This window comes from Nocardia sp. NPDC050712, from assembly GCF_040654295.1.
Taxonomy (GTDB): Bacteria; Actinomycetota; Actinomycetes; order Mycobacteriales; family Mycobacteriaceae; genus Nocardia.
The window spans coordinates 1,799,688-1,823,412 of record NZ_JBFAHT010000001.1; the positions used below are offsets into that span (position 1 = coordinate 1,799,688).

At 70.2% G+C, this 23,725-nt stretch carries 19 protein-coding genes; 12 read left to right on the plus strand and 7 right to left on the minus strand.

What is annotated here, in order from left to right:
* Nucleotides 1-163 precede the first annotated feature (163 nt).
* Genes AB0H76_RS08700 through AB0H76_RS08710 form a run of 3 tightly spaced genes read left to right on the plus strand, consistent with a single transcriptional unit; the run spans nt 164 to nt 3,419 of the window.
* Entirely contained in the window at nt 164-1,393 is a 1,230-nt protein-coding gene (locus AB0H76_RS08700) for a fused response regulator/phosphatase (protein WP_357319340.1), read from the plus strand.
* Nucleotides 1,390-2,976: an ATP-binding protein gene (locus AB0H76_RS08705; protein WP_357319343.1), complete on the plus strand. Its 1,587-nt coding sequence runs from the start codon at nt 1,390-1,392 to the stop codon at nt 2,974-2,976. The genes AB0H76_RS08700 and AB0H76_RS08705 overlap by 4 nt, the downstream gene beginning before the upstream one ends.
* Complete coding sequence (locus AB0H76_RS08710) at nt 2,973-3,419, plus strand: response regulator (RefSeq protein WP_357319346.1); 447 nt, start codon at nt 2,973-2,975, stop codon at nt 3,417-3,419. Before AB0H76_RS08705 ends, AB0H76_RS08710 begins: the two co-directional genes overlap by 4 nt.
* A 1-nt stretch (nt 3,420) precedes the next feature.
* Here the strand turns inward: AB0H76_RS08710 and AB0H76_RS08715 are convergent, their stop codons facing one another.
* Nucleotides 3,421-3,786, minus strand: a complete 366-nt coding sequence (locus tag AB0H76_RS08715; protein ID WP_357319349.1) for an STAS domain-containing protein — start codon at nt 3,784-3,786, stop codon at nt 3,421-3,423.
* A 172-nt stretch (nt 3,787-3,958) separates the two neighbouring features.
* On the opposite strand from AB0H76_RS08715, the gene AB0H76_RS08720 reads away from it, so the two are divergent.
* Nucleotides 3,959-4,405 carry an ATP-binding protein gene (locus tag AB0H76_RS08720; protein WP_357319352.1) on the plus strand — a complete coding sequence of 149 codons (447 nt, stop codon included), beginning with the start codon at nt 3,959-3,961 and terminating at the stop codon, nt 4,403-4,405.
* Nucleotides 4,406-4,408: 3 nt separating this feature from the next.
* Here AB0H76_RS08720 and AB0H76_RS08725 read toward each other — a convergent pair whose 3' ends face one another.
* Nucleotides 4,409-5,509, minus strand: coding sequence for a 4Fe-4S binding protein (locus AB0H76_RS08725; RefSeq protein WP_357319354.1), 1,101 nt, complete (start codon nt 5,507-5,509; stop codon nt 4,409-4,411).
* 176 nt (nt 5,510-5,685) lie between these two features.
* Between AB0H76_RS08725 and AB0H76_RS08730 the strand changes: the two genes are divergently transcribed.
* The 4 genes from AB0H76_RS08730 to AB0H76_RS08745 all read left to right on the plus strand — a co-directional run bounded on the left by AB0H76_RS08730 (nt 5,686) and on the right by AB0H76_RS08745 (nt 11,259).
* Complete coding sequence (locus AB0H76_RS08730; RefSeq protein ID WP_357319357.1) at nt 5,686-6,996, plus strand: ABC transporter substrate-binding protein; 1,311 nt, start codon at nt 5,686-5,688, stop codon at nt 6,994-6,996.
* A complete protein-coding gene (locus tag AB0H76_RS08735; RefSeq protein ID WP_357319360.1) occupies nt 6,993-8,870 on the plus strand; it encodes a hypothetical protein in 1,878 nt (625 codons plus the stop codon). Before AB0H76_RS08730 ends, AB0H76_RS08735 begins: the two co-directional genes overlap by 4 nt.
* The gene (locus tag AB0H76_RS08740) at nt 8,870-10,507 is read left to right on the plus strand and encodes a tetratricopeptide repeat protein (RefSeq protein WP_357319363.1); all 1,638 of its coding nucleotides are present in this window, start codon (nt 8,870-8,872) and stop codon (nt 10,505-10,507) included. Before AB0H76_RS08735 ends, AB0H76_RS08740 begins: the two co-directional genes overlap by 1 nt.
* 131 nt (nt 10,508-10,638) lie before the next feature.
* The gene (locus AB0H76_RS08745) at nt 10,639-11,259 is read left to right on the plus strand and encodes a hypothetical protein (RefSeq protein WP_357319365.1); all 621 of its coding nucleotides are present in this window, start codon (nt 10,639-10,641) and stop codon (nt 11,257-11,259) included.
* 71 nt (nt 11,260-11,330) lie between these two features.
* Here the strand turns inward: AB0H76_RS08745 and AB0H76_RS08750 are convergent, their stop codons facing one another.
* Both AB0H76_RS08750 and AB0H76_RS08755 read right to left on the minus strand, forming a co-directional pair.
* Nucleotides 11,331-12,221: an SDR family NAD(P)-dependent oxidoreductase gene (locus tag AB0H76_RS08750; RefSeq protein ID WP_357319368.1), complete on the minus strand. Its 891-nt coding sequence runs from the start codon at nt 12,219-12,221 to the stop codon at nt 11,331-11,333.
* Nucleotides 12,222-12,229: 8 nt separating this feature from the next.
* Entirely contained in the window at nt 12,230-13,102 is an 873-nt protein-coding gene (locus AB0H76_RS08755; RefSeq protein ID WP_357319370.1) for a metal-dependent hydrolase, read from the minus strand.
* A gap of 208 nt (nt 13,103-13,310) precedes the next feature.
* Between AB0H76_RS08755 and AB0H76_RS08760 the strand changes: the two genes are divergently transcribed.
* Nucleotides 13,311-14,213, plus strand: a complete 903-nt coding sequence (locus AB0H76_RS08760) for a trypsin-like peptidase domain-containing protein (protein ID WP_357320536.1) — start codon at nt 13,311-13,313, stop codon at nt 14,211-14,213.
* Nucleotides 14,214-14,216: 3 nt separating this feature from the next.
* On the opposite strand, the gene AB0H76_RS08765 is transcribed toward AB0H76_RS08760, so the two are convergent.
* The gene (locus tag AB0H76_RS08765) at nt 14,217-14,966 is read right to left on the minus strand and encodes a TVP38/TMEM64 family protein (RefSeq protein ID WP_357319372.1); all 750 of its coding nucleotides are present in this window, start codon (nt 14,964-14,966) and stop codon (nt 14,217-14,219) included.
* Between the two features lie 174 nt (nt 14,967-15,140).
* Here AB0H76_RS08765 and AB0H76_RS08770 point away from each other — a divergent pair, with 174 nt between their 5' ends.
* From AB0H76_RS08770 to meaB, 3 genes are read left to right on the plus strand one after another with little or no spacing between them, the layout of a single operon-like run.
* The gene (locus tag AB0H76_RS08770; RefSeq protein ID WP_357319374.1) at nt 15,141-16,991 is read left to right on the plus strand and encodes a methylmalonyl-CoA mutase family protein; all 1,851 of its coding nucleotides are present in this window, start codon (nt 15,141-15,143) and stop codon (nt 16,989-16,991) included.
* Nucleotides 16,991-19,252, plus strand: coding sequence for a methylmalonyl-CoA mutase (gene scpA / locus AB0H76_RS08775; protein ID WP_357319377.1), 2,262 nt, complete (start codon nt 16,991-16,993; stop codon nt 19,250-19,252). Before AB0H76_RS08770 ends, scpA begins: the two co-directional genes overlap by 1 nt.
* On the plus strand, nt 19,252-20,256 hold the full coding sequence (gene meaB, locus AB0H76_RS08780; protein ID WP_357319379.1) for a methylmalonyl Co-A mutase-associated GTPase MeaB: 1,005 nt from the start codon (nt 19,252-19,254) through the stop codon (nt 20,254-20,256). The genes scpA and meaB overlap by 1 nt, the downstream gene beginning before the upstream one ends.
* 190 nt (nt 20,257-20,446) lie before the next feature.
* On the opposite strand, the gene AB0H76_RS08785 is transcribed toward meaB, so the two are convergent.
* The gene (locus AB0H76_RS08785; RefSeq protein WP_357319382.1) at nt 20,447-21,808 is read right to left on the minus strand and encodes a glycosyltransferase 87 family protein; all 1,362 of its coding nucleotides are present in this window, start codon (nt 21,806-21,808) and stop codon (nt 20,447-20,449) included.
* A 43-nt stretch (nt 21,809-21,851) separates the two neighbouring features.
* Nucleotides 21,852-23,684, minus strand: a complete 1,833-nt coding sequence (gene zomB, locus AB0H76_RS08790; protein WP_357319385.1) for a flagellar motor control protein ZomB — start codon at nt 23,682-23,684, stop codon at nt 21,852-21,854.
* Between the last annotated feature and the right edge of the window lie 41 nt (nt 23,685-23,725).

Consider the following 23,725-nt stretch of genomic DNA (forward strand, 5'->3'; position numbering starts at 1 on the left):
AACGGCACCCGGCGAACCGTTTGGATGGCGATGCGAGACAATGCGATCAGAGGTTCGAATCGGGTGTGAAATGCCCAGGCATATTCCGCGTGCCGCTGGGTATGACGCCCGTCGGCTCCGGCCTCGAACTGACCGAACGCATGTGGAAAGGGGCCGGTGGCCGATGCTCGACGAGCGGCGCGCGGAGCGTGGAGATCTCGACCGGCCGGCCGGCGCCGGTAGCGATCGGGATGCCACGCTGCTGCTGATCGAGGACGATCCGGGCGACGCCCTGCTGGTGGAGGAGCTGGTCGCCGACGTCGGTCCCGGGCTGCGCCTGGAATGGGTGCGGACCCTGGCCGAGGCCGCCCAGCGCCTCACCGGCACCGCACCCGACTGCATCCTGCTGGATCTGCACCTACCCGACGCCCAGGGCCTGGAGGCCCTGGCCCGGGTCCGCGCCTGCACCGACGAGGTCGCGGTGGTGGTGCTGACCGGCCTCGATCAGGAGCAGACCGGCCTGGCCGCGGTCGCCGCCGGCGCGCAGGACTACCTGGTCAAGGGCCGGGTCGAGCCCGAGCTGTTCGGTCGTGCGGTGCGCTATGCGATGCAGCGCAAGCAGGCCGAGCGGGCCACCGCCGAACTGCGCGCCAGCCAGATGCTGGCGCAGGAGAACGCGCGCCTGGAACGCGGCCTGCTGCCGACCCCGCTGCTGCACGGCGCGCGCCGGGTCGACGTGGTCGCCCGCTACCGGCCCGGTCGCGCCCAGTCGCTGCTCGGCGGTGACTTCTACGACGTGGTGCAGATGCCGGACGGCACCGTGCACGCGGTGATCGGCGATGTCTCCGGGCACGGCCCCGACGAGGCGGCCACCGGGGTGGCGCTGCGCCTGGCCTGGCGCACCCTGGTGCTCAGCGGGATCAGCGGCACCGAACAGCTGGGTCTGCTGGAGCAGATGCTGCTGGCCGAGCGCACCGGTGCGCAAACCTTTGTGACGGCCACGACGTTGGTGTTGGATCCGGACGCCCAGCGGGTACAGATCATCCGAGCCGGGCATCCGGGCATGCTGGCCCGGACCGAGACGGGCGTGGAATGGCTGGAGGTACCCGGCGGTCCGGCTCTCGGATTCGTTCCGGGACAGGTGGTGTGGACCGTGCACGACCTGCCGCTGCCGGCGGGCCAGGCCCTGGTTCTCTTCACCGACGGACTCTTCGAAGGGCGGATCGGCCCGGGCTCCGAGCGGCTCGGCGAGGAGGGCCTGCTCGAGATCGCGCGCACGCTCGGCAACCGCGCACCGGAGGACTTCGTCGACGAACTCATCGACCGCGTCGAACTGGCCACCGGCGGCGGCTGGGACGACGACCTCGCCGTGATGTATCTGCACTGGACCGCAAGGAGTTCCGAAACCCGATGATCCCGACCGTGGAGCGACCCCGAGGCGCCGGACGGCTCACCGTACAAGGCTGGTTCCAAGTGGTACTGGCCTCGATGATCCTGCTGGCCGCGATCGGCACCATCCTCGGTGCGCAGGTGATCCGGCAGACCAACCATGTCACCGACCGGCTGCTGAACCGCTCGCTGCCGGCCGCCGCCGAGACCTACCGGTTGCAGAGCGCGCTGGTGGATCAGGAGACCGGTCTGCGCGGTTACGTCATCGCCGATGACCGGGAGCTGCTGGTGCCCTACATCGAGGGCAAGGCGGTCGAGGCGGACGCGGCGGCGCGCCTGCGGGAGCTGCTGGCCGGCCGCGAGACGCTGCTGGCCGATCTGGAGGCCGTGGAGAGCGCCGCGCAGACCTGGCGTACCGATTACGCCGAGCCGGTGGTGAGTTCGGGGGCCACCGGGCCGGTGGCCGCCCCGAATGTGGGGCGCGGCAAGGAGCTGTTCGACGCGCTGCGCGTCCGGTTCAACACCCAGAACACCGACCTCACCACCAGCATCGCCGACGACCGGGCCGAACTCTCGCAGACCAGGCAGCGGCGGGACCTGGCGCTGGGCGGGATCGTCGCGGGCTTCGTCCTGCTCGGCGTGGTGATGCTGGTGCTGATCCGCCGGCTGGTCGCCCGCCCACTTGGCTATCTGAAGGACGCGTCGTCCCGGGTGGCGGCGGGTGATTTCGATCATCACATCACCGTGCACGGCCCCGCCGACCTGGCGACTGTCGCGCAATCGGTGGAGGCGATGCGCGAGCGCATCGTCGAGGAGCTGGCCGCCTCGCGTACCCAGGAGGCCGCGCTGGTGCGCCAGGCCGGGGATATGGACGCCCAGACCGTCGAGCTGCGCCGTTCCAACGCCGAGCTGGAGCAGTTCGCCTACGTCGCCTCGCACGATCTGCAGGAGCCGCTGCGCAAGGTGGCCTCGTTCTGCCAGCTGCTGGAGAAGCGCTACGGCGACCAGCTCGACGACCGTGGCAAGCAGTACATCGACTACGCGGTCGACGGCGCCAAACGGATGCAGGTGCTGATCAACGATCTGCTCACCTTCTCCCGCGTCGGGCGGGTCAACGACAGCAGCGTGCCGACCGATCTGGGCCAGACCCTGGACAAGGCGCTCAATAATCTGGCCACGGTGATCGAGGACAGCGGGGCGCGCATCGAGCGGCCCGAGGAACTGCCCGAGCTCGTCGGCGATCCGACGTTACTGACCATGATGTGGCAGAACCTGATCGGCAATGCCATAAAATTCCAGCGACCCGACGAGTCGCCGGTGATCCGGATCGACTGTGAAGCGGGTACGCCCGAGTCCGGTGGCTGGCAGTTCAGCGTCACCGACAACGGCATCGGCATCCCCGCCGAGTTCGCCGACAAGGTGTTCGTGATCTTCCAGCGTCTGCACGGCCGGGACGAATACAGTGGTACCGGCATCGGTCTGGCACTGTGTAAGAAGATCGTCGAGTTCCACGGCGGCACAATCCGTATCGACACCGACTACACCGGCGGTACGCGGTTCCGCTTCACGCTGAACCCGGCTGTCATCGACCAAGGAGTTTCTGTATGACCGTGCCGGGCCGACCGATCGACATCCTGCTCGTGGAGGACGACCCGGGCGACGAGCTCATGACTCGGGAAGCGTTCGAGGACAACAAAATCGGCAATACCCTGCACGTGGCCCGGGACGGCCAGGAGGCGCTGGATTTCCTCTACCGTCAGGGCCCGTATGCCGAGGCGCCGCGACCGGACCTGATCCTGCTCGATCTGAACCTGCCCCGTTACGACGGACGCCAGGTGCTCGAGAAGATCAAGTCCGATCCGGATCTGAACCACATCCCGGTGGTGGTGCTCACCACCTCGGCCGCGGAGGAGGACATCCTGCGCAGCTACCGGTTGCATGCCAACGCCTACGTCACCAAGCCGGTGGACCTGGACCAGTTTGTCGCCGCGATCAAGCAGATCGACGACTTCTTCGTCCAGGTGGTACGACTCCCCCCGCAGTCGTCCTGACCTACTTGGCGGTGGGTTCGCCCACCGCCAGCGCGTCCTGCAGCGAATCGAACACGGACAGCATCTGATCCAGCCCGGTCAGCTCCATGGGCCGCCGGGCCGCCGCGGTCGCGACGATCCGCAACTCGGTGTCCGGATAGGACCGGGAGGCGCCGAGCAGCACGCTCAGGCCCGCGGACCCGAGGAAGCCGACATCGGACATGTCGATCACCATCGCCGCCGGAGCCTCGCGCAGCACCTCGCCCAGTCCGGCCTCCAGCTGCGGCGCGGATGCCATGTCGATCTCGCCGCGCACAGCCACGATCACCGTGGCCGATACCGTGCGCGAATCGATCTCGAGCGACCCCGGGGCACTTTCAGCACTCACTGTCTACCTCCTGTGACGCGTAACTCCGCGGTGAACTTACCCCATCGTGTGCTTCCTAATCGCCAACCGGCACAGCGCCTCAAACACTTTCGCCGTGCTGTCGCCAAGATCACCGGCCCAGGTATGGCGGCGGCGGATTCGGGTATGCCTACTTCGAGCAGGGAGGTGACCCATGATGAATCCGCACCGACCAGCACCGTTGGACCTCAGCTTCCCCGCTGAGCCGTCCCGGCTGGCCGAAGCCCGCCGGGCGCTGCGACAGTGGCTGTCGGACCGATCCATCGACTCCGATCAGGCCTACAACATCCTGGTCGCGACCGATGAAGCATGCGCCAACGCCATCGAGCACGGCTGCCGCGAACAACCGGACGGCGCGGTGCGCCTGCGGGTGTCCGCAGAGGAACATTGTCTGCGCGTCACAGTACGTGACAATGGCCACTGGCGACCGCCGGCCACCCAGCACGACGGGTACCGCGGCCGTGGCCTGACGCTGATGCGCACCCTGATGGACCAGGTCAACGTCCAGCCGACGGCGCGCGGCACCACCGTCGACATGCACACCGAGCTCTCCGAGCACGCGCGCCGGACCGCCGGAACGCGCGGGCTGGTCGCGCACTGACGCTCAGTCGGGCTTGCGCGGCCGGGGCCGGGGGCCGATGGCGTCGAGCAGGGCGTTGACGTCGTCGCCGAAGCCGTTGCCGACCGGTTTCGGTGTCTTGGCCGGGAACCGCTTGGTGACGTGTTCCTCGGCCGCGGAGCCCTCCAGGACGTAGACCGGTTCCGGCTTGTTCTGCAACGGGCGCACCACCTCGTCGAGGTGCTGCTTGCGGCTATCGAGGAAGGGCCCGATGACGTCCTCACCGGCCGGGCAGACGGCCATGCAGTAGCCGGCCTTGTAGTTCGGCTTGAACGACAGGCTCTGCCACATCGAGAACGATTCCCCGCGCGTAACGCGCTCGTTGTAGTCCGCCCGGCTGTCGCTGTCGGCGACGGTCTCGGCCCAGTCGGTGAAGCCGCCCATGAACTCCCGGTAGTTGTGGGTGTAGCAGGCCTGGAAGTCGAAGTTGTTCTCCATGATGGCGCCGACGGGACAGGCCGAAATGCACAGCTTGCATTCCAGGCAGGGGTTGAAATCCAGGGCGGCGCTCGGCTCGTCCACGGCGGCATCGGTGACGACGGTGCCGAGCAGGATGAAATTGCCGAACTTCGGATGGATCACATTGCGGTGGATGCCCATCACACCGAGACCGGCGGCCTGGGCGATCACTTTGTGCTCGAGCACCCAGATCCGGCCGGGGAACTGCTCGACCTCCATCGGATAGCCGGGCGCGGGATAGACCGCGCGATAGCCCGCGTCCTGGAGCGCGCGGGTGATCCGCCGGGACACCTCGTTGGTGTCGTCGTCGGCGTGGTTGAACTCCGCGTTGGCCAGGCTGCGTTGCGGGGCGCGCAGATTGTCGCGGTTCATCCGCACGCAGAAGGCGATGTAGGTGCGCGCGCTGGGCAGGATGCCGCGCGCGTGCTCCAGTTCCGCGGCGACGCCGGGATGGTCGACCGCGACGAATCCCGCGTCGTCCGCGCCCGCCGCGCGGCAGATCTCCCGTAACCGCTCCGCCGAGAGCACCGGGGCGGGTGCCGCCCGTTCCCGCTCGCGCATCTTCACGACGGTCGGGTGCTCCGCCAGCCGCCGCTGACCCGTTGGTTCGTTGTCCGGTACCGACATCGGCCCTCCTGGTATCACCGAGACCGATCCGGCCTCACAGGGTAGACCGCGTGGGCGCGCGAAACTCATCGGTCCGCGCCGCGTGAATTCCTTTGCTGCGGAAAGGATGTGCGGCGAATTCCGGGGCGGGGCGCGGGCCGGGGGAATACAGTGGGTACCCGGCGATGCGGGAGGACATGGGGAGCAGACGGGCGGTGCTGCAGGCGGGCTTGATCGTCCCGCTGGCTGCTGCCTGCGCGCCGGATGTGCTGCTGGGCCGCTCCGGGGTGGTGCGCATCGCGGTGTCGTGGAGCGGCACCGAGCTGGCCGCCTTCCGGACCGTGCTGGCCGGGGTGGCCGGAACCCATGCCGTGGAGGTGATTCCGCTCGGCGACGAGATCGAGACGGCTTTCGCGGCGGGCGGGTCGACCGCACCGGACATCGTGCTGCTGCCGCGCGCCGGGCGGGTGCGCGATCTCGCCGCGCGCGGCCGGCTGCAACCGGTCGAGCCGACCCTGTGGGCGGGCGAGTACCCGGAGTACTGGCGGCCGTTGCTGACCCACGACGGCCGGCTGTACGGGGTGCCGTTCAAGGTCACCGACAAATCGATGATCTGGTACGACCGGGAAGCGATCGGGGAGCTCGGCGCGCCGGAGTTCTGGACGCTGCCCTACTGGATCGACGACGCGATGGGACAGCTGGCGCGCACCCCGCGCCGCCTGCTCTCGCTCGCCGCCGCCGACGGCTGGGTGCTCACCGATCTGTTCGAGAACATCCTGCGCTCGGAAAACCCCGGCGCCTACGAGAGTTTGGCGGCCGCCGCGCCGGGGGAGCGGGACTGGGGCATGGCGGGGGTGCCGGAGGCCCTCGAGCATTTCGGCAGGCTGTGCGGCGATCAGCAGTCCTTCCCGGGCGGGGTCGGCGCGAGCCTGACCCGTCAGTTCCCCGACGCCGTGCGCGAGGTCTTCGAGCATCGGCGCGCGGTGCTGGTCGTCGGGCCGGACTTCGCCGAACCCATTGTCCGGCGCGGCATCAGCCGCGCCGGACGCACGATGGACGTGGTCGGTGTAGCCGATTTCCCGCGGGTGACCGCGGCCAAGCAGCGCCCGCACATCATCGGCGGCGATGTCATCGTGCTGACCCAGGGCGCGGGCGAAGCGGCGCGGGCCGTCGCCGCGCGCCTGGCCGCGCCGCGGGCGCCGCTGTCCTGGATCGCGGAGCACGGCGGATTCCTCGCCGCGAACACGCTGACCCCGGCGGTGTATTCGGAGTTGCTGCGGCCGCGCGCCGAGGGCCTGGCCGCCCTGGCCCGGCCGGCCGCGAGCGCCGCCGACCGGGTCGTGTTCGACCTGTCCGACAGCATCGGCGCCGTGGGCGGGCGAAACGGCCTGTGGCGCATCCTGACCGAGTTCCTGGTGGCGGTCGGCGCGGGCGGCCCGACCCGGGTGGCGATCGCGACCGACAAGGCGGTGGCCGGGCTGAACACGGTGGAACGGCGGCAGCGATGAGCGGGCCGCTGCTGTTCGAAGCGCACGGGCTGAAGCTCGAGCTGGCGCCGCGCCGGATGCGCGGGCCGCTGGTGCCGGGTCGCCCGCCGTGGCAGTGGCCCGCGTGGGCGGCGCGAATTCCCGCGATCGTGCTGATTACCGGGCTGCTGGTGATCCCGTTCTGCTGGACCGTGGCGACGGCGGCGCGCAGCAACCCGCCGATGGTGCTCGGTTGCGCGCTGATCGTCGCCGGTGTCGCCGGGCTGCGGCGCGGCTTCCGCGTGCGCGCCGGTGCGCCCGGGCGCCCCATCGTGTGGCCGGCGCTGTCCCTCGCCGTGCTGGTCTGCGGGCTGCTGGTCACCGGATTCGCGCTGCGCGAGATCGGCCTGTGGTCCTATGTGCGGACCTTGATCTACGGGGTGGGCGGCGTCCTGCTGGTGCTGTTCTTCGGGCTGGTGCTCGCGCTGCCCGCGCGCCGGATGCGCTGGCTGTGGCTACCGCTGCTGGTGGCCTTCGGTATCTCGGCGCTGGTGTCCGGCGTCGCCTTCCGGCTGATCTTCCAGCTGCTGGGCAGCCGGATCGAGAGTCTGCACGGCTACCAGATCCTGTTCGTCGGCATGCTCGCCTCGGCCTTCCTGTGGACCTGGCTCGGCTTCGCGGTGGGCGTTTTCCGCGCGGGGTTCCGGGCGCTGGAGGCGGACCCGGCCTGTGCGCACTACCTCGAATGGCCGGGCCGGGCGCAGGGCTACGAATTCTGTAAACGACTGCTGGAGCTGTTGTTCCCGGTGCTGGTCGTGGTGGTCCTGGTGGTGGCGATCGCGGCGGCCCGGGTCTTCGACATCGTGCTGATCGGCGTGCCGGGCTCGATGCAGCACCAGGTGGACACGGCGACCGTGCAGTGGTGGCGGCTGGCGACCGAGGCCGAACCCGGTGTCGCCGCCGCGTATTCGCTGCCGCTGGCGGTGCTCGTCGGGTGTGTGGCGTGGGTATTGCAGACCTTCGTCGGCAAGCAGCGCCGAAGCCTGACCGCGATTCCGGAGCCGGGGCCCGAAATCGTTCGCGGGCGCACCAATCCGTGGTCCATCGTCACCATCGCCCTGGTCTCGGTGCTGGCACTGCTGCCGATTCTCGCCCTGGCCGCGAAAATGCTCGGCCTCCCGGACGACATCGGATTCGGGGCCCTGTTCCGCACACTGCGCGACAGTGCGCTGTGGCGGTCGCTGGCGACCACCGCGGTCGTCGCCAGCACCGCGACGATCCTGGTGGTGGCCCTGTCCGTGCCGATCGCACACCAGCTCGCCGCCTGGGATCCCACCGAGCTCGACGATCCGCACGCGCATCCGGTGGTGCGGCGACTGCGCCGGTTCGAGCCGCGAGCCATGCGCGCCGCGCTGATCGCGGTGGTCGTCCTGGCGGTGCTGCCGGTACAGAGCTATATCGGTCCGCTCGATCGCTTTCTCCAGGCCAACGAGTTGTCCGGCACCCGGGTGCCGCTGATCGTGCTGCACGTGGCGGCGGGTCTGCCGATCTCGATCCTGATTCTGCGGGGGGCGCTGCTGGCGAAGAAGGGCAGCCCCGAGGCCGACACGCTGCGCGGGCTCGCCAGCCCGGGGCGGGTGCGCGAACGGGTGCGCCGCGCCGCCGGGCCCGCCCTGATCGCGGTGGCGGTGCTCGAATTCGTCCAGGTCTGGAACGATTTCGTGGTCGGGCTGATGGTCAGCGGCGCCGGGACCAGCCCGTGGTCGCTGCTGCTGTGGGGCGAGGCGCGCCAGTTCAACGAGAACATCGGGCAATTGGCGGCCGGGGCACTGGTGTCCTCGGTGCCGCCCGTCGTGCTGGTGCTGTTCACTTGGCGCCGGTGGTTGCTGCCCGGGTTGATCGGCAAGGTGCTGTGATGACCGCGCCCGAGTCGCCCGGACGCGACGACGTGCCCGCCGCCGTCGGCTTGACCAGGTCGTCCGGCTGGCGGCGGATGGTGACGGCGGCGTCGCTGATCGGCACCGGTGTGGTGACCAAGCTGCTCGGCGACATGATGGTCAAATCGCTGACCGAGGATTCCTTTCTCGCCCAGCTCGGCCGGGCCCTGTCGGGGCTGTGGCTCGGGTTGCTCGTCCTGGCCGCGGGGTTCGCGCTGTATCGGTGGCTCGAGTCGCGGCGGGAGAAGGCGCGGGTGGCACGCGAAGTCGAATTGCTCGAGCAGTTGGTACCGCCGGGCGCGAATATCGATCCGCTCGCCCACGCGTGCCCCGGGCCGGGCGCGGGACCCGACCCGAATGCCATGACGGAGTCGAACGGCACGCTCTATGAAGTGTTGTGCGTGTTGCCGTTCCAGGAGTACGACGCCGCCGTGCTGCTGACACTGGTGGCCGCGGTCGCGGAGATTCCGCTCAAGACGCCGGGCACGCGGGACCCGCAGCGCGTGGAGCCGGCGGCAGCCCGGCTGCTGCTGCGGGATTTGATCGCGGCACGCGGGCTGCATGTCGGTGGGGGTCAGGGCTATTGCCTGGATCGTCGAGCCGGGCCCGTCGCGTCGCGGGTACAGCAGGTGCGGGAGTCGCCGGCCTGGCAGGTAGTCATGTCGGTGCTGCTGCACCACTGGGCGGATCTGGCGGGATTGTGGGCACTCGGTCTCGAGCACCGCGAACTCGCCGAGGGCGCGCGGCGCTGGTTCGAGTATCGCGACGATTTCCTCACCGATCTGGTGGACGCCGCCGTCGCCGCCTGCGGCACGTCGCGGCCCGACGCGCTGCCTCGCGACACCCTGCCCAGCGACGCGGTGCCGGCCGTGGCGCGGCTGATCGACGCCCTCGATGTGTGGAAAGCGGTGCTCGGCGAACCGCGCTACCAGGTTTCGGCCGACGGCTGGCTGCGCGACCAGCTGACCGAGCCACGCCTGGCCTGGATGCGGGCCGGCCGGCTCAACGAACGGCCGCGCTATCGCAGCCGATTCATCGTGGCGCCCGCGCGGCGGGCCCGACAGCTGCATCAGGATGCGCTGGCGAGCCTCGGCGCGATAGCGGAGCCCCAGGCGTCGCCGGAGCTGCTGGATCCGGTGGTGCGCGGCTTGACCCGGGCGTGGTGGCGGCTGCCCCGCACCGATACCGCGGGCGAGGTGTGCGCGGCCATCAACCTGGCGGTGGCGCACCTCGTGCAGGGCCGCTTCGAGGCCGCCGCCGACCGGCTCGACCTCGCCGAATCCCTCGCGCGCCGTGGCGATCCCGGCGGGCTGGCGCACGCGATCGAGATCTGGGGTGTCCTGTACTGGGCGCGCGGCGAACCGCGACGCGCGTTGACGGCCTGGAGTCGTGCGCTGGAGTCCTATCGGGGACTGGCCGACAACGTCGGGGCCGGTCGCTGCCAGCAGCACATCGGTTCCGCGCTCGTCGTCGCGCCGCAGCACGCGGGCGTTCTGATGACTCCCGAAACGGGCGCCGGGCCGACCCGGGACCAAGCCGTGCGGCACGCACACGCCCGCCTGGACGAGGCCCTGGACCTCTATCCCGGTGCGCGCCATGTAGCCGACTACAGATAGCGGCCCTGATCGTCGATCTCGTTTGTATTACTTTGTGGCACTTGTCATTCAGCAACCTTCCATGGTAACGCGACGGATGTTGCGCTCGATGGACTGCACAGTTCGTCGGGGCATTATCGGGAGGAGATGACATGAGGTCACTGGGTTTCACGGTCGCGGCGCTGGCGGCGGTCTTGGGGTTGACGGGGTGTGGTGGCGGGGACGCGGGGAATGCCGCGCCGGTGAGCACGGTATCCAGTGCGCCGGAACAGTCTTCGGGTCAGCCCAGTAAGCAGCCCGCCTCACAGCCGGTGACCGCCCCCGCGTCCCCGACCACGCTGCCCTCGCGCGACGACGCGACTGTGGACGCGCGCGACTACAAGATCGGTGACGAGTTCTATTTCCAGTCGCCGAGCGGAAACATCAAGTGCGGGTTCACCAACAACAACACCTACGGCACCGGCTGCCAGCTGAAGGACGCGAAGGTCATTCCCGCGGAGTTGCAGCCCCGCTGTGACAATAGCCCCGCCCGCAAGGTGGCCGCCTACATCAAGGGCGCGGCGGCCGAATTCATCTGCCTGAGCCAAGGCGTGTTCGTCGGCTTCCCGGAGACCACCGCGCCGGGATTCAACGAGGGTGGCGGCAAGGTGCTGAGCTACGGCGACACCATCATCGTGCGGGGCACGGCCTGCACCTCCTCGGCGGCGGGCGTGCGCTGCGATCAGGGCGGTCACGGATTCTTCATCGCCGGTGACCAGCAGTACCTATTTTGATTTGACCGCACCATGCGGGGGCGCCGGATCGTCGCCGGCTTTCCCGCGCCGCCCGCATGGTGGGCATTCGGTCAGCCCGGGCCCGCACTCGGCCGGGGCGCCCGGGCGGCCCAGCGTTGCAGCAGGTCGATCGAGAAGGGTTGCGTCATCCGGCGATTGACGCCCGGCGCGATGCGGAGCAGGGCGTAGCCCAGCCAGGCTTCGGGTCGCACCGGCACGACGGCCAAGTCGTAGCGCACCGCCCGCTGTACCGCCCGGGCCACCTGGTCGGGGGCGAGCGGGTCGAAGGGCAGGCGCGCCGCGACCGCCTGGAGGCGGCGCGTGAATTCTTTACCGCGGGCAACCAGTTCCGGATCGACGCCGACCAGTTCGGCGTGCTCGCCGATATTGGTGTTGATCACCCCGGGGCAGATCGCGCTCACCCCGATGCCCTTCGGGCCGAACTCCAGCCGCAGGCACTCGGTGAGCATCTTCACCCCGGCCTTGGACACCGAGTAGGCCGACATCACCGGCGTCGGCGTGAAGGCGGCCGCGGACGCGATATTGACGATGTGGCCGCGCTTTCCGGCGTCGATCATCTGCCGGCCGAAGGTCCGGCAGCCGTGCACGACGCCGAAAAGGTTGACGGCCAGCTGCTTGTCCCAGTCGGCGGGGGTCAGGTCCACGAACGCGCCCGACACGGCGATACCCGCGTTGTTCACCAGGACGTCCGGAACACCGTGCGCGACACGGACTTCGGTGGCGAAAGCGACCCAGGCCTCGGCGTCGGTGACGTCCAGCCGCGCGGCCGACGCGCGGCCGGCCTCGATCAGGTCCACGGTGGCTTTGGCGGCGGTCAGATCGACGTCGGAGGCCACCACGTACGCCCCGGCCCGGGCGAACCGCAGCGCGGTGGCCCGGCCGATTCCGCTGCCCGCGCCCGTGACGACCACCAGGCGCGGTCGAATGCTGTTGAGTTTCACGCCGATTCCTATCGGAGATGGTCGACGAGCTGGCCGTCGTCGCCGAACAGTTCGCGCTGCCACCGCGCCAGCAGCTCGGTGGTGTCGTGGTCGTCGGGGTGGAAGCCGGGCCGCAGATAGCGGGCCAGCTCGCGGCCGATGCCCTGGAAGATGGGGCCGGTGAACAGGGTTCGCGCCTGGCGGGCCACCAGCAGGGGATGGCGGCGGGCGTACTCGTCCAGCGCGAGGGCGGCGGCCAGACCGCCCGCGGTGAGTGGGACGGTGAGCGCGAGCAGCCCGGCCATGGTGAGGATGCGCATGGTCTCGCCGCCGCCGACCGCGCGGTAGACGTCGAAGGCCACCGACTTGTGCTCGACCTCTTCCAGCGCGTGCCAGTTCAGCAGGTTGCGTACCTCGGGGTCGACGGCGATGGCCTGGATCTCCGGTTTGGTCAGCACCCGCACCGCGAGGACGGTGGTGTAGTGCTCGGCCGCGGCGGTGGCGGCCAGGTGCAGGTGCGCGGGCATCAGCTGTTCGAGCTGTTTGGCCCGGTCCTGCACGGCGGGGGAGTCGATCCAGCCGACCGGGTAGCCGAGGGCGAGGAGTTTCGCGTTGAGTTTGCGGTGCTCGCGGCCGTGCGTGGCTTCCTGGGCGGTGAACCCGGTGGCGCGGCGCTTGAGTTGCGGGTCGCCGACCTGCCCGGCGACCCGCACCACCGAGCGGATGAAGGATTCCTCGCCGGGCGGGAACGCGGCGGAGAGGCCGGCGATGAAATGGCTGAACACCATGTCGCCGCCCGCGTAGTACTTCGACATCGGTTGTGGTTCACCGAAGCTGAAGCGGATGCGCCTGGCTTTCGGATAGGTGACGCGGTCCTTGCTGCGCATGCCCGGGTTGCTCATGAGACACCTCGTTGTATCGGTACCCGTAGTACTGGGTAACTTCACGATACCGTCCCAGACAGTGGCTGGATAGTCCCCGAAATCCGTTCATGATCACGAATTCGCTTGCGGCTCTGACGAACACGCTGCGCAAGCTTGCGTTCGCAGGCATGCTGGAAGGGGCGCGAACGCGTGGGCAGGATGGGTGGTCGAAGTGGACGACGCTGCGATGGACGCGTATTCGCGCACGGTGATCCAGGTCGCCGAATCGGTGACACCCCACGTGGCCAGCGTGCGCACCCGGCGCGGGAGCGGATCGGCGGTGGTGTTCACCGATGACGGCTTCCTGCTGACCAACGCGCACGTGGTCGGCGCGGCCCCGGGCGGCGAGGTGGTGTTCGCCGACGGCGTCGAAGACCGGTTCGACGTGGTCGGCATCGACCCGCTCTCGGATCTGGCGGTGCTGCGGGCTCGCGGCGGCGCGCCGGCGGCGGTGCGGCTCGGCGACGCGGACAAGCTCGTGGTCGGGCAATTGGTTGTCGCGGTGGGCAATCCGCTGGGGTTGGCGGGCTCGGTCACCGCGGGCGTGGTGAGCGCGCTGGGCCGCGCGGTGCCGGTGGCGTCCCGGCGCGCGGGCCGGGTTATCGAGGACGTCATCCAGACCGACGCCGCCCTCAATCCCGGCAATTCCGGTGGTGCGCTGGCCAATTCGGCCGGTCAGGTGGTGGGCATCAATACCGCCGTCGCGGGCATCGGCGTCGGCCTGGCCATCCCGATCAACGCCACCACCCGCCGCATCATCGGCACCCTGCACAGCGACGGCCGGGTCCGCCGGGCCTATCTCGGCCTGGTCGGCATCCCGGCCCCGCTGCCGGCCGCCCTGGCCACCCGCACCGGCCAGCGCGGCGGCGTGCGGATCATGGAGGTCGTGCGCGGCGGCCCGGCCGAGCAGGCGGGCCTGCGCCGCGGCGACCTGGTGCTGAGCGTCGCCCGCTCGCAGGTGCGCGACGCCCAGGGTATTCAGCGCCAGCTCTTCGGCGATGCCATCGGCAAGTCCATGCCGGTCACCGTGCTGCGCAACGGCGCGATGGTCGACGTCTTCGCCATCCCGATCGAGCTGGCGGTGGACTGAGGATCAGGCGATCTCGGCCGCGCGCTCCGGGAGCGGGGCGGGCTGCCAGCGCGCGTCCACGATCAGCCCGATGATGCCGATCGCGAAGCAGGTCGCGGTGATGACGTACATCGCGGGATGGGTGCCGCCGGTGAGGGAGTCGGCCAGGATGACGGTGCCGATGGTGCCCGGCGCCGACCCGAGGACCGAGGCGATCAGGTAGGGCCAGAAGCGAATCGCGGACAGGCCGCAGCAGTAGTTGACGATCGAGAACGGCGCGAAGGCGATCATCCGCAGCGAGCCGACGGCGAGCCAGCCGCGGCGGGCCAGGCGCGCGTTGACGTTGCGCACCGCGGGATGGGTGAGCCGGGCGGCGACCTGATCGCGATCCAGTGCCCGGACCAGCAGCAGCGCCATCGCCGCGGCGGCGGTCGTCGCGATCAGCGCGACCGCGAGCCCGAGCCCGGCGCCGAAGAGCACGCCGCAGCTGATGGTGAACACCGAGCGCGGCAGGGGCGCGACCGTCGCGACGGCGTAGACGGCACAGAACAGCAAGGGGAACCACGCTCCGAACGAGCCCGCCCACTCCTGGATCTCCAGCGGGGTGGGCAGCGGAATCAGCAGGGCGGCCACGAACAACGCGCCCAGCAGGCCGAGCAGCGCCAGCACCCGGGGGCGGCGCAGGAGCCGAATCGCCGCGGTTCCCAGCGCGCTCACGGTGCTGACGCGCGCGGGTGCGCCGACCCCGCCCGCTCCCTCGATCGCCTCGCTCACCGGCGCCAGGTTACCGGTTGGTAGTGGCGGCCTCGGTCAAGAGCGGTGCGCGCTCCAGCTAGCATCAGGAGTGACGGGACGAATGCTCGTTAACCAAAGTGCTCGCTGAGCTGGGCGAATGTGGCGGTATCGGGTGCGCACTGCTGGTGCGCTCGTGGTCGAGTGGAAGAGGGTATGGCAGCTATGCCGAATGCAGATCCGGTGCCGGATTTAGCCGCGTGGCGTAAGGGTGTGGCGGGGGTACTGGCGAAGGCCCGCAGGGTCGAGGTCGCCGATTTGCCGGACGAGCCCGAGCGCCTGCTGGACGAGACCACCTACGACGGGCTGACGATCGCCCCGCTGTACACCAGCCGGGACGAACTGCCCGAGCAGCCGTTGCCGGGCGCGTTCCCGTTCGTGCGTGGCAGCTCCGCCACCCGCGACGTGCACCGCGGCTGGTATGTCAGCGCGTATGTCGCCGGCGCGGCCGCGGTGGCCAACCGGGAGATCCTGGTGGGCCTGGAGAACGGCCTCAGCGCCGTCTGGCTCGGCGCGGGCGAGCGCGGTGTGCCGGTGGCCGAGCTCCCGGCGGCCCTGTCCGGCTTGCTCTTCGAGCTCGCGCCGCTGACGCTGGACGCCGGCCCCGCGGTCACCGAGGCGGCCGCACAGGTTTTCGCGATCCTGGACGGCTACGAGAGCCCCGATCGGGCCGCGATCCAGGTCGGGCTCGGTGCCGCGCCGCTGACCAGTGCCTTCGCCGGGACCGAGGATGTCACCCCGGCCGTGGCGGTCGAGCTGGCCGGTCAGGCCATCGCCCGGCCGGAGACCGTGCGGGCGATCACCGTGGACGGCACCGCTTTCCATGACGCCGGCGCCGCCGAGGCCCAGGAGGTGGGCGCGGCCGTCGCCGCCGGTCTGGAGTATCTGCGTCGGCTCACCGCCGCCGGGTACGACACCGCCGCCGCGCTGGGCCAGCTGGAGTTCCGCTTCGCCGCGACCGACGACCAGTTCGCCACCATCGCGAAATTCCGCGCCGCCCGCCAACTCTGGGCGCGCGTCGCCGAGGTGTGCGGCCTGCCCGACTTCGGTGGCGCCCCGCAGCACGCGGTGACCTCGGCCGCCATGATGAGCCAGCGCGACCCGTGGGTGAACCTGCTGCGCACCACCCTGGCCGCGTTCGGCGCGGGCGTCGGCGGCGCCGACACCGTGACCGTGCTGCCCTTCGACGCCGCGTTGCCCAAGGGCGAGCTCGGCGTCTCGAAGTCGTTCTCGGACCGCATGGCTCGCAACACCCAGCTGCTGCTGCTCGAGGAATCCCATCTCGGTTTCGTGCAGGACCCGGGCGCGGGCTCCTGGCACGTGGAGAGCTTCACCGCGGAGCTGGCGGCGAAGGCCTGGGAGTTCATGCAGGAGCTGGAGCGCGCGGGCGGCTATCCGGCCGCGCTGGAATCCGGGCTGCTCGCCGAGCGCATCGCCGCGACCAAGGCCGCGCGCGATGCCGATGTGGCGCACCGCAAGTCGGCGGTCACCGGCGTCAACGAATTCCCGAATCTGGCCGAGAAGCCGCTCTCGGAGGCGGCACGGGAGCCGAGTCGAGTGGCGCGCTACGGTGCCGCGTTCGAGGAGCTGCGCAACCGCTCCGATGCCTATCTCGCCGCGCACGGTGATCGCCCGAAGGCGCTGCTGGTGCCGCTGGGCACGGTCGCCGAGCACAATGTGCGGGTCACCTTCATCGCGAACCTGCTCGCCTCCGGCGGCATCGAATCGATCAACCCGGGTCCGCTCGCGGTCGAGGACATCGCCGCGGCCGCAACGGAATCCGGTGCGGCGATCGCGGTGCTGTGCGGCGCCGACAAGCGCTACGGCACCGAGGCCGGTGCGGCGGTCGCGCAGTTGCGGGCCGCCGGGGTGGCCACGGTGCTGCTGGCCGGTGCGGCGAAAGCCGTTGCCGGACTGGACGACGCCGAGCGCCCCGACGGGTACCTGGCCGCGAAGATCGATGCGGTCGCGGCCCTGTCCGGCCTGCTGGAGAAGGTGGGAGCCTGATGACGATGTCGGAAATCAAGCATGTGATCGGTAATTTCGCCGACGTACCCCTGCACGAGCACGCGCCCGAAGCCGCCGCGGTCGACGCCGAGCAGGTGCGGGAATACGTCGCGGGCGCCGCCGAGGCCAATCACTACACCCCGGATCAGCTGACCTGGCCGACCCCCGAGGGCATCGACGTGCCGCCGGTGTTCACCAAGGCGGACCGGGATGCCGTTGCGGCCGAGGGCTATCCGCTCGACAGCGTCCCCGGCCTCGCGCCGTTCCTGCGCGGGCCGTACCCGACGATGTATGTCAACCAGCCGTGGACCATCCGCCAGTACGCGGGCTTCTCCACCGCCGCCGACTCCAACGCCTTCTACCGCCGCAACCTGCAGGCCGGGCAGAAGGGCCTCTCGGTCGCGTTCGACCTGGCCACGCACCGCGGCTACGACTCCGATCACCCGCGCGTGCAGGGTGACGTCGGCATGGCCGGTGTCGCGATCGACTCCATCCTGGACATGCGCCAGCTCTTCGATCACATTCCGCTGGACCAGGTTTCGGTGTCGATGACGATGAACGGCGCGGTGCTGCCGATCCTCGCCCTCTACGTCGTGGCCGCCGAGGAGCAGGGCGTCGGGCCCGAGCTGCTGGCCGGAACCATTCAGAACGACATTCTGAAGGAGTTCATGGTCCGCAACACCTACATCTATCCGCCGAAGCCCTCGATGCGGATCATCTCCGACATCTTCGCCTACACCAGCGCGAAGATGCCGAAGTTCAACTCGATCTCGATCTCGGGTTACCACATCCAGGAGGCCGGTGCGACCGCCGACCTGGAGCTGGCCTACACCCTGGCCGACGGCGTCGAGTACCTGCGGGCCGGCATCGCCGCGGGCATGGAGGTCGACAAGTTCGCGCCGCGCCTGTCCTTCTTCTGGGCGATCGGCATGAACTTCTTCATGGAGGTCGCCAAACTCCGTGCGGGACGGCTGCTCTGGAGCGAGCTGGTCGCCAAGTTCGAGCCCAAGAGCGCGAAATCGCTGTCGCTGCGCACCCATTCGCAGACCTCGGGCTGGTCGCTGACCGCGCAGGACGCCTACAACAATGTGGCGCGCACCTGCATCGAGGCGATGGCCGCGACCCAGGGCCACACCCAGTCGCTGCACACCAACGCCCTGGACGAGGCGCTGGCGCTGCCCACGGACTTCTCCGCGCGCATCGCCCGCAACACCCAGCTGCTGATCCAGCAGGAGTCCAACACCACGCGCCCGATCGACCCGTGGGCCGGTTCGTACTACGTGGAGTGGCTGACCCACCAGCTGGCCAACCGGGCCCGCGCGCACATCGCCGAGGTCGAGGCGCACGGCGGCATGGCCCAGGCGATCGGCGAGGGCATCCCGAAGCTGCGCATCGAGGAGGCCGCCGCCCGGACCCAGGCGCGCATCGACACCGGCCAGCAGCCGGTGATCGGCGTCAACAAGTACCAGGTGGAGGAGGACCAGCAGGTCGAGGTCCTCAAGGTCGAGAACTCGCGGGTGCGGGCCGAGCAGATCGAGAAGCTGCAAAGGCTGCGCGCCGAGCGTGATTCCGCGGCCTGCGAGCGGGCGTTGAACGAATTGACCCGGGCCGCCGCCGCTTCCGAGGGCGGCATGGAGAACAACCTGCTCGCCCTGGCCATCGACGCCGCGCGCGCCAAGGCCACCGTGGGCGAGATCTCCGACGCGCTGGAGAAGGTGTACGGCCGCCATCAGGCCGAAATCCGTACGCTCTCCGGTGTGTACCGCGACGAGGCCGGAAAGGTCACCAACATCACCAAGGCGATCGAGCTGGTCGAGGAGTTCGCCGAGAACGAGGGCCGCCGCCCGCGCATCCTGGTCGCCAAGATGGGCCAGGACGGGCACGACCGCGGCCAGAAGGTGATCGCCACCGCCTTCGCCGACCTCGGCATGGACGTCGATGTGGGCCCGCTGTTCCAGACCCCCGAGGAGGTGGCTCAGCAGGCGGCGGACAACGACGTGCACATCGTCGGCGTCTCCTCGCTCGCCGCCGGTCACCTCACGCTGGTGCCCGCCCTGCGGCAGGCGCTGGCCGAGGCCGGGCGGCCCGACATCATGGTCATCGTCGGCGGCGTGATTCCGCCCGACGATTTCGCCGAGCTGTACGAGGCGGGTGCCGCGGCGATCTTCCCGCCCGGCACGGTGATCGCCGACGCGGCGATCGACCTGCTGAAGAAGCTGGCCTCCTCGCTGGGGCACGAGATCGGCGGCGACGGCGCGTAATGAACCAACGCGTCATCGATGTAGACGCACTGGCCCAGGCGGTCCGCGCGAACGAGCGGGCCGCCTTGGCGCGTGCCATCACCCTGGTCGAGTCGACCCGGTCCGATCACCGGGAACTGGCTCAGCAGTTGTTGCTGAAGCTGACGCCGGAAGCGTCGAATTCCGGCACCGCCGTGGTGTCGAATCGGGTGGGCATCACCGGTGTTCCCGGCGTCGGCAAGTCGACGTTCATCGACGCCCTCGGCATGCGCCTGATCGAACAGGGGCATCGGGTGGCCGTGCTCGCGGTCGACCCGTCCTCCACCCGTACCGGCGGGTCGATCCTCGGTGACAAGACCCGGATGGCCCGGCTCTCGGTGGAGCGCCGGGCCTACATCCGGCCGTCGCCGACCGCGGGCACGCTCGGCGGCGTCGCCAAGGCGACCCGCGAGACCATCGTGCTGCTGGAGGCGGCCGGCTACGACGTGATCCTGGTGGAGACGGTCGGCGTCGGCCAGTCCGAGGTGACGGTGGCGAACATGGTCGACGTGTTCACCTTCCTGACCCTGGCGCGCACCGGAGATCAGTTGCAGGGCATCAAGAAAGGCGTGCTGGAACTCGCCGATCTGGTGGCCGTCAACAAGGCGGACGGCAAACACGAGCTGGAGGCGAAGTCCGCGGCCCGCGAGCTGGCGGGCGCGCTGCGCCTGATCCACCCGCACGACGCCCTGTGGCGCCCGCCGGTTCTCACCATGAGCGGGCTGGAAGGCGTTGGCCTGGACAAGTTCTGGGACACCGTGCTGGAGCATCGCCGGGTCCTCACCGACGCGGGCGAGTTCGACGAGAAGCGCCGCCGCCAGCAGATCGACTGGACCTGGACCATGGTGCACGACCAGCTGCTGCGCCGCCTGGCCGACAACCCGAACGTGAAAGCCATTCGGGCACAGGTGGAAAAGCAGGTCCGCGCGGGCACGCTCACCGCCGCCCTGGCCGCCGAACAGCTGCTCGACGCCTTCGACGGCTAAATCGCTGGCTCAGCCCGGGGTTCCGGGCCTAGAGTGCTGCGGGACGGGCCGGAGACGATCGGTTATCGCCACGCAGGAGGTGCGGGTTCGAATCCCGTCGGGGCGCGAAGTGTCCCGTGGTCCAATTGGCGGGATACCTGCCCATATATACCCGGTTGTCACCACCATGACCGTCTGGGCGCCGGGGGACTCACGGGTTCTCCCGGCACCCGCCGCCCTCCGCGCGAAACTCGCGGCGCAGCGCGTAGCCGGCCGCTGCCAGGAAGACCAGCAGATAGCAGCCGGAGTAGAACGGTACGGCCAGCTGCGCCCACCAGGCCGGGATGTCATCGCGCGGCAGCATGAACAGGCCGACGCCGATCGGGTGCGGCGCGTCCCGCAGGGGCGGCCGGTCCGGGTAGTTCCACCACCAGCAGAAGCTGACGAGCAGGACGGCGGCCGGCGCCCACCAGCGCAGGCGGGCGCGGGTGGTCAGCGCGTAGTCCAGGGCGAGCACGAACAGCGGCACGAACCAGATCCAGTGATGGCCCCAGGAGAACGGGGACGCGCACGCCGAGGTCATGCCCGCCAGGGTGATCGAGAGCAGGATCCGGTCGGCCCGATACGCGCGCACGGCCGCCGCGAGACCCACCAGGACCAGCGGAATCGCCACGGCCAGCCACAGCCAGGTCGGCGGCACGTACACGGTGCCGCCGGCGCCGCGCACGGCGAAGCGATCCACGTCGTAGAACCGCAGCAGTTGCGCCAGGAATCCGTTGACGGATTGGTTGGCGGGCGAATCGACCGGGCCGACGCGCCCGGCCGCGTCGAACTGGCGACTCCAGTAGGTGGTGGAGTCGGTGGGCCGGATCAGGAAACCGAGGCCGATCGTGGCCGCGAAGGCGGCGGACGCGACGCCCAGGGCCCGCCACTGCCGGGTGCAGGCCAGGTAGATCAGGAAGAACGCGGGCGTGAGCTTGATGCCGGCCGCGATACCGACGCCCGCGCCGCGCAGTGCGGCGGTGCGCGGGCGGGTCAGGTCCCAGACGCCGAGCAGAACCAGGAAGATGTTGATCTGCCCGAGCCAGATCGTGGACCGCACCGGCTCGAACGCCGTGCACAGCACCGCGAGCGCGAGCGCGAACAGCCAAGTGCGCCTGCTGTTCCGGTAGCGCAGCGCCCGCAGGCAGACGGCGACGAGCGCGGTGAGCGCGGCCAGGATCGCCGCCCACCACAGCGCCTTGGCCACGACCGGCACGGCCAGGGTGAAGACGACGAACAGCAGGGCGGCGAACGGCGTGTAGGTGAACTCCATGTCGAAGAAGACCGGGGTGTCGTACAGGCTGACGCCGTAGCGGACCGCCTCGCCACCCGCGGTGTAGACGTACTGGTCGACGTCGTTGTTGAACAGGCCGTAATAGGGGGTCCCGATCGGTATGGCGTAGACGTGCCACACCAGCACCGCCACCGCGGCCAGCAGCGCGGTCGCGAGCGTGGTGGTCGAAATGTCCTGTCGTAGCTCCGGTCCGGCCGCGAGGGGAGTGAGGTGGTTGTCGCGTGCCGTTGTCGTCATGGGCGGTCGGAATCCTCGTGTCTCGGCGGACAGAACTCTGCGGTTATCGGATCGATTCGGGCGGGAGGTCGCAGCGGGCGATCTCGTAGGCGGGGACGCGGTCGATCTCGGTGGCGGCGAAGGTCAGCGACTGCAGGACGTTGGATCGGAAGCGGGTTGCGGTCAGCGGTGCGCGGGTGGACGCCAGCAGATCCTGGGTGGTGGGGCAGGACATGGCCGTTCGCGCGCGCCGCACCCAGACCGGATCGATGTGCGCGGGCAGCCACGGGTGCTGGTCGACCACGCCGGCGTCGACCACGGCCCAGGCGGCGTCCAGGCTCTTGTCGTGCCCGACGCGTCCGCCGGTGAGCCGGTCGGTGTGCGCCGCCAGCGGGTAGGCCAGGCCCATCGGGTCGGTAACGCGCACGGAGAGCGGCAGATTCATGCTCGTCATGCCGAGATTCAGGAAGTACACCGTGTGCCCCGCGCCGCCGTCGGGAATGGGTTGCGGCGGCGGCACGACATACCAGTAGGTCTGGTCCGGCAGGTTGATCAGCAAGCCGCCGTTCGGTGTCTCCGCGATGTTCCGCAGCATCGGGCGCATCCGGGGGTAGTCCAGGTAGTCCTCGGCCCGGATCGGGTGATCGTGCCCGGTGCCCAGCACGTAGTAGATGCGCTCGTCGACGATCCCGTTGGCGCGGATCACGAAGCCGTCGGTGACGGCCGTGATCCGGGCGGCCGCCAGCGCCCAGCCGGTGACGCCGAGCAGGGCCGCGAGGACGAGAAGCCCCGGGAACAGGCGTGTTCCGGGGGCGATCGGCAGCACCATGACGGGCAGCAGGAGGCAGAACAGCTGCGGCAGCAGCATCCGGCCGTGCATGAAGTCACCGCCGACGCGCAATTCGTACACGGTGAGGACGAGGCCGCCGCCCACCATGACGGCCACGACCACGGCCGGGGAGCGCAGGCGGCCCGCGCCGGTGCGCGCGGGCCGGTTCGCGGCGGGCGCCGCCGTGCGCCGCTGCCGGAGCAGCCCGCCCGCCGCGCCGGCCAGCAACAGCAACGGCAGCCACAACCAGTAGGGCCCGGTCAGATCCCAGAGATAGGTCCAGCCCTGCGCCCACTTCGCGCCGCCCGCGTCCTTGGCGACCGCGGTATTCGGGTAGGGCAGACCGTAGTACCCCATCCGCCAGACCTGATATGCCAGCGGCACCGATCCCGCGGCCGCGATCAGCAGCAGGCGGAAGACCCACGGCCGGGGGTGCGCGACCGGCGCGCACACCAGCACCAGCAGCGCCGCCGCGCCGATCACCGTGAGCTCGGGCCGGACCAGCGGCGCCAGCCCGGCCCAGAAGCTCAGCGCGGCAACGCCGCCCGCGCGTACCGTCGCGGCTTGCGCCCACCGCAGCAGCGCCCACCACAGCAGGGCCAGCCAGAACAGGACCAGCCCGCTCTCCAGCCCCGAGGTGGCGTAGTCGGCCGCCGGCGGCAGCGCGACATAGACGACCGCGCCGGCCGGGACCAGCAGTGCCGCTTGCGCACCGCCCCACAGCCGCGCCGCGCCCAGCATCGCGGCGACCACCGCGGCCACCGACAGGCCGAGAGCCAGTCCGAGGGCGACATATTCGAGCCGGGCCTGGGTCAGCCAGCCGAAGAACCACACGAGATAGGTCCAGGCGGCACTGGTGTTGGCTTCGACCCGCTCGTCCAGGTTGAACACCGGACCGTTGCCCGCCAGCAGGTTTCGTACGGTGCGCAGCACGATCAGTCCGTCGTCGGAGATCCAGCGGCGCTGCCACGCGCCGGCCGCGAACGCCGCCGCCGTCAGCGCGATCCCGGTCGGAAGCGCTGCGCGCCGCAGTGTTCCGGGCCGGTCGACCGCCCGATCGCGCTGCACCCTCGGCTCCGGCCGGGGCGCGGCACTGCCGTCACCGTGAC

What these genes read in the sequence shown, in the direction of transcription:
- AB0H76_RS08700 (WP_357319340.1), top strand. Translation starts at nt 164, where the DNA reads ATGCTCGACGAGCGGCGCGCGGAGCGTGGAGATCTCGACCGGCCGGCC.
- AB0H76_RS08705 (WP_357319343.1), top strand. Translation starts at nt 1,390, where the DNA reads ATGATCCCGACCGTGGAGCGACCCCGAGGCGCCGGACGGCTCACCGTA.
- AB0H76_RS08710 (WP_357319346.1), top strand. Translation starts at nt 2,973, where the DNA reads ATGACCGTGCCGGGCCGACCGATCGACATCCTGCTCGTGGAGGACGAC.
- AB0H76_RS08720 (WP_357319352.1), top strand. Translation starts at nt 3,959, where the DNA reads ATGATGAATCCGCACCGACCAGCACCGTTGGACCTCAGCTTCCCCGCT.
- AB0H76_RS08725 (WP_357319354.1), bottom strand. Translation starts at nt 5,509, where the DNA reads ATGTCGGTACCGGACAACGAACCAACGGGTCAGCGGCGGCTGGCGGAG.
- AB0H76_RS08730 (WP_357319357.1), top strand. Translation starts at nt 5,686, where the DNA reads ATGGGGAGCAGACGGGCGGTGCTGCAGGCGGGCTTGATCGTCCCGCTG.
- AB0H76_RS08735 (WP_357319360.1), top strand. Translation starts at nt 6,993, where the DNA reads ATGAGCGGGCCGCTGCTGTTCGAAGCGCACGGGCTGAAGCTCGAGCTG.
- AB0H76_RS08740 (WP_357319363.1), top strand. Translation starts at nt 8,870, where the DNA reads ATGACCGCGCCCGAGTCGCCCGGACGCGACGACGTGCCCGCCGCCGTC.
- AB0H76_RS08745 (WP_357319365.1), top strand. Translation starts at nt 10,639, where the DNA reads ATGAGGTCACTGGGTTTCACGGTCGCGGCGCTGGCGGCGGTCTTGGGG.
- AB0H76_RS08755 (WP_357319370.1), bottom strand. Translation starts at nt 13,102, where the DNA reads ATGAGCAACCCGGGCATGCGCAGCAAGGACCGCGTCACCTATCCGAAA.
- AB0H76_RS08760 (WP_357320536.1), top strand. Translation starts at nt 13,311, where the DNA reads ATGGACGCGTATTCGCGCACGGTGATCCAGGTCGCCGAATCGGTGACA.
- AB0H76_RS08770 (WP_357319374.1), top strand. Translation starts at nt 15,141, where the DNA reads ATGGCAGCTATGCCGAATGCAGATCCGGTGCCGGATTTAGCCGCGTGG.
- scpA (WP_357319377.1), top strand. Translation starts at nt 16,991, where the DNA reads ATGACGATGTCGGAAATCAAGCATGTGATCGGTAATTTCGCCGACGTA.
- meaB (WP_357319379.1), top strand. Translation starts at nt 19,252, where the DNA reads ATGAACCAACGCGTCATCGATGTAGACGCACTGGCCCAGGCGGTCCGC.
- AB0H76_RS08785 (WP_357319382.1), bottom strand. Translation starts at nt 21,808, where the DNA reads ATGACGACAACGGCACGCGACAACCACCTCACTCCCCTCGCGGCCGGA.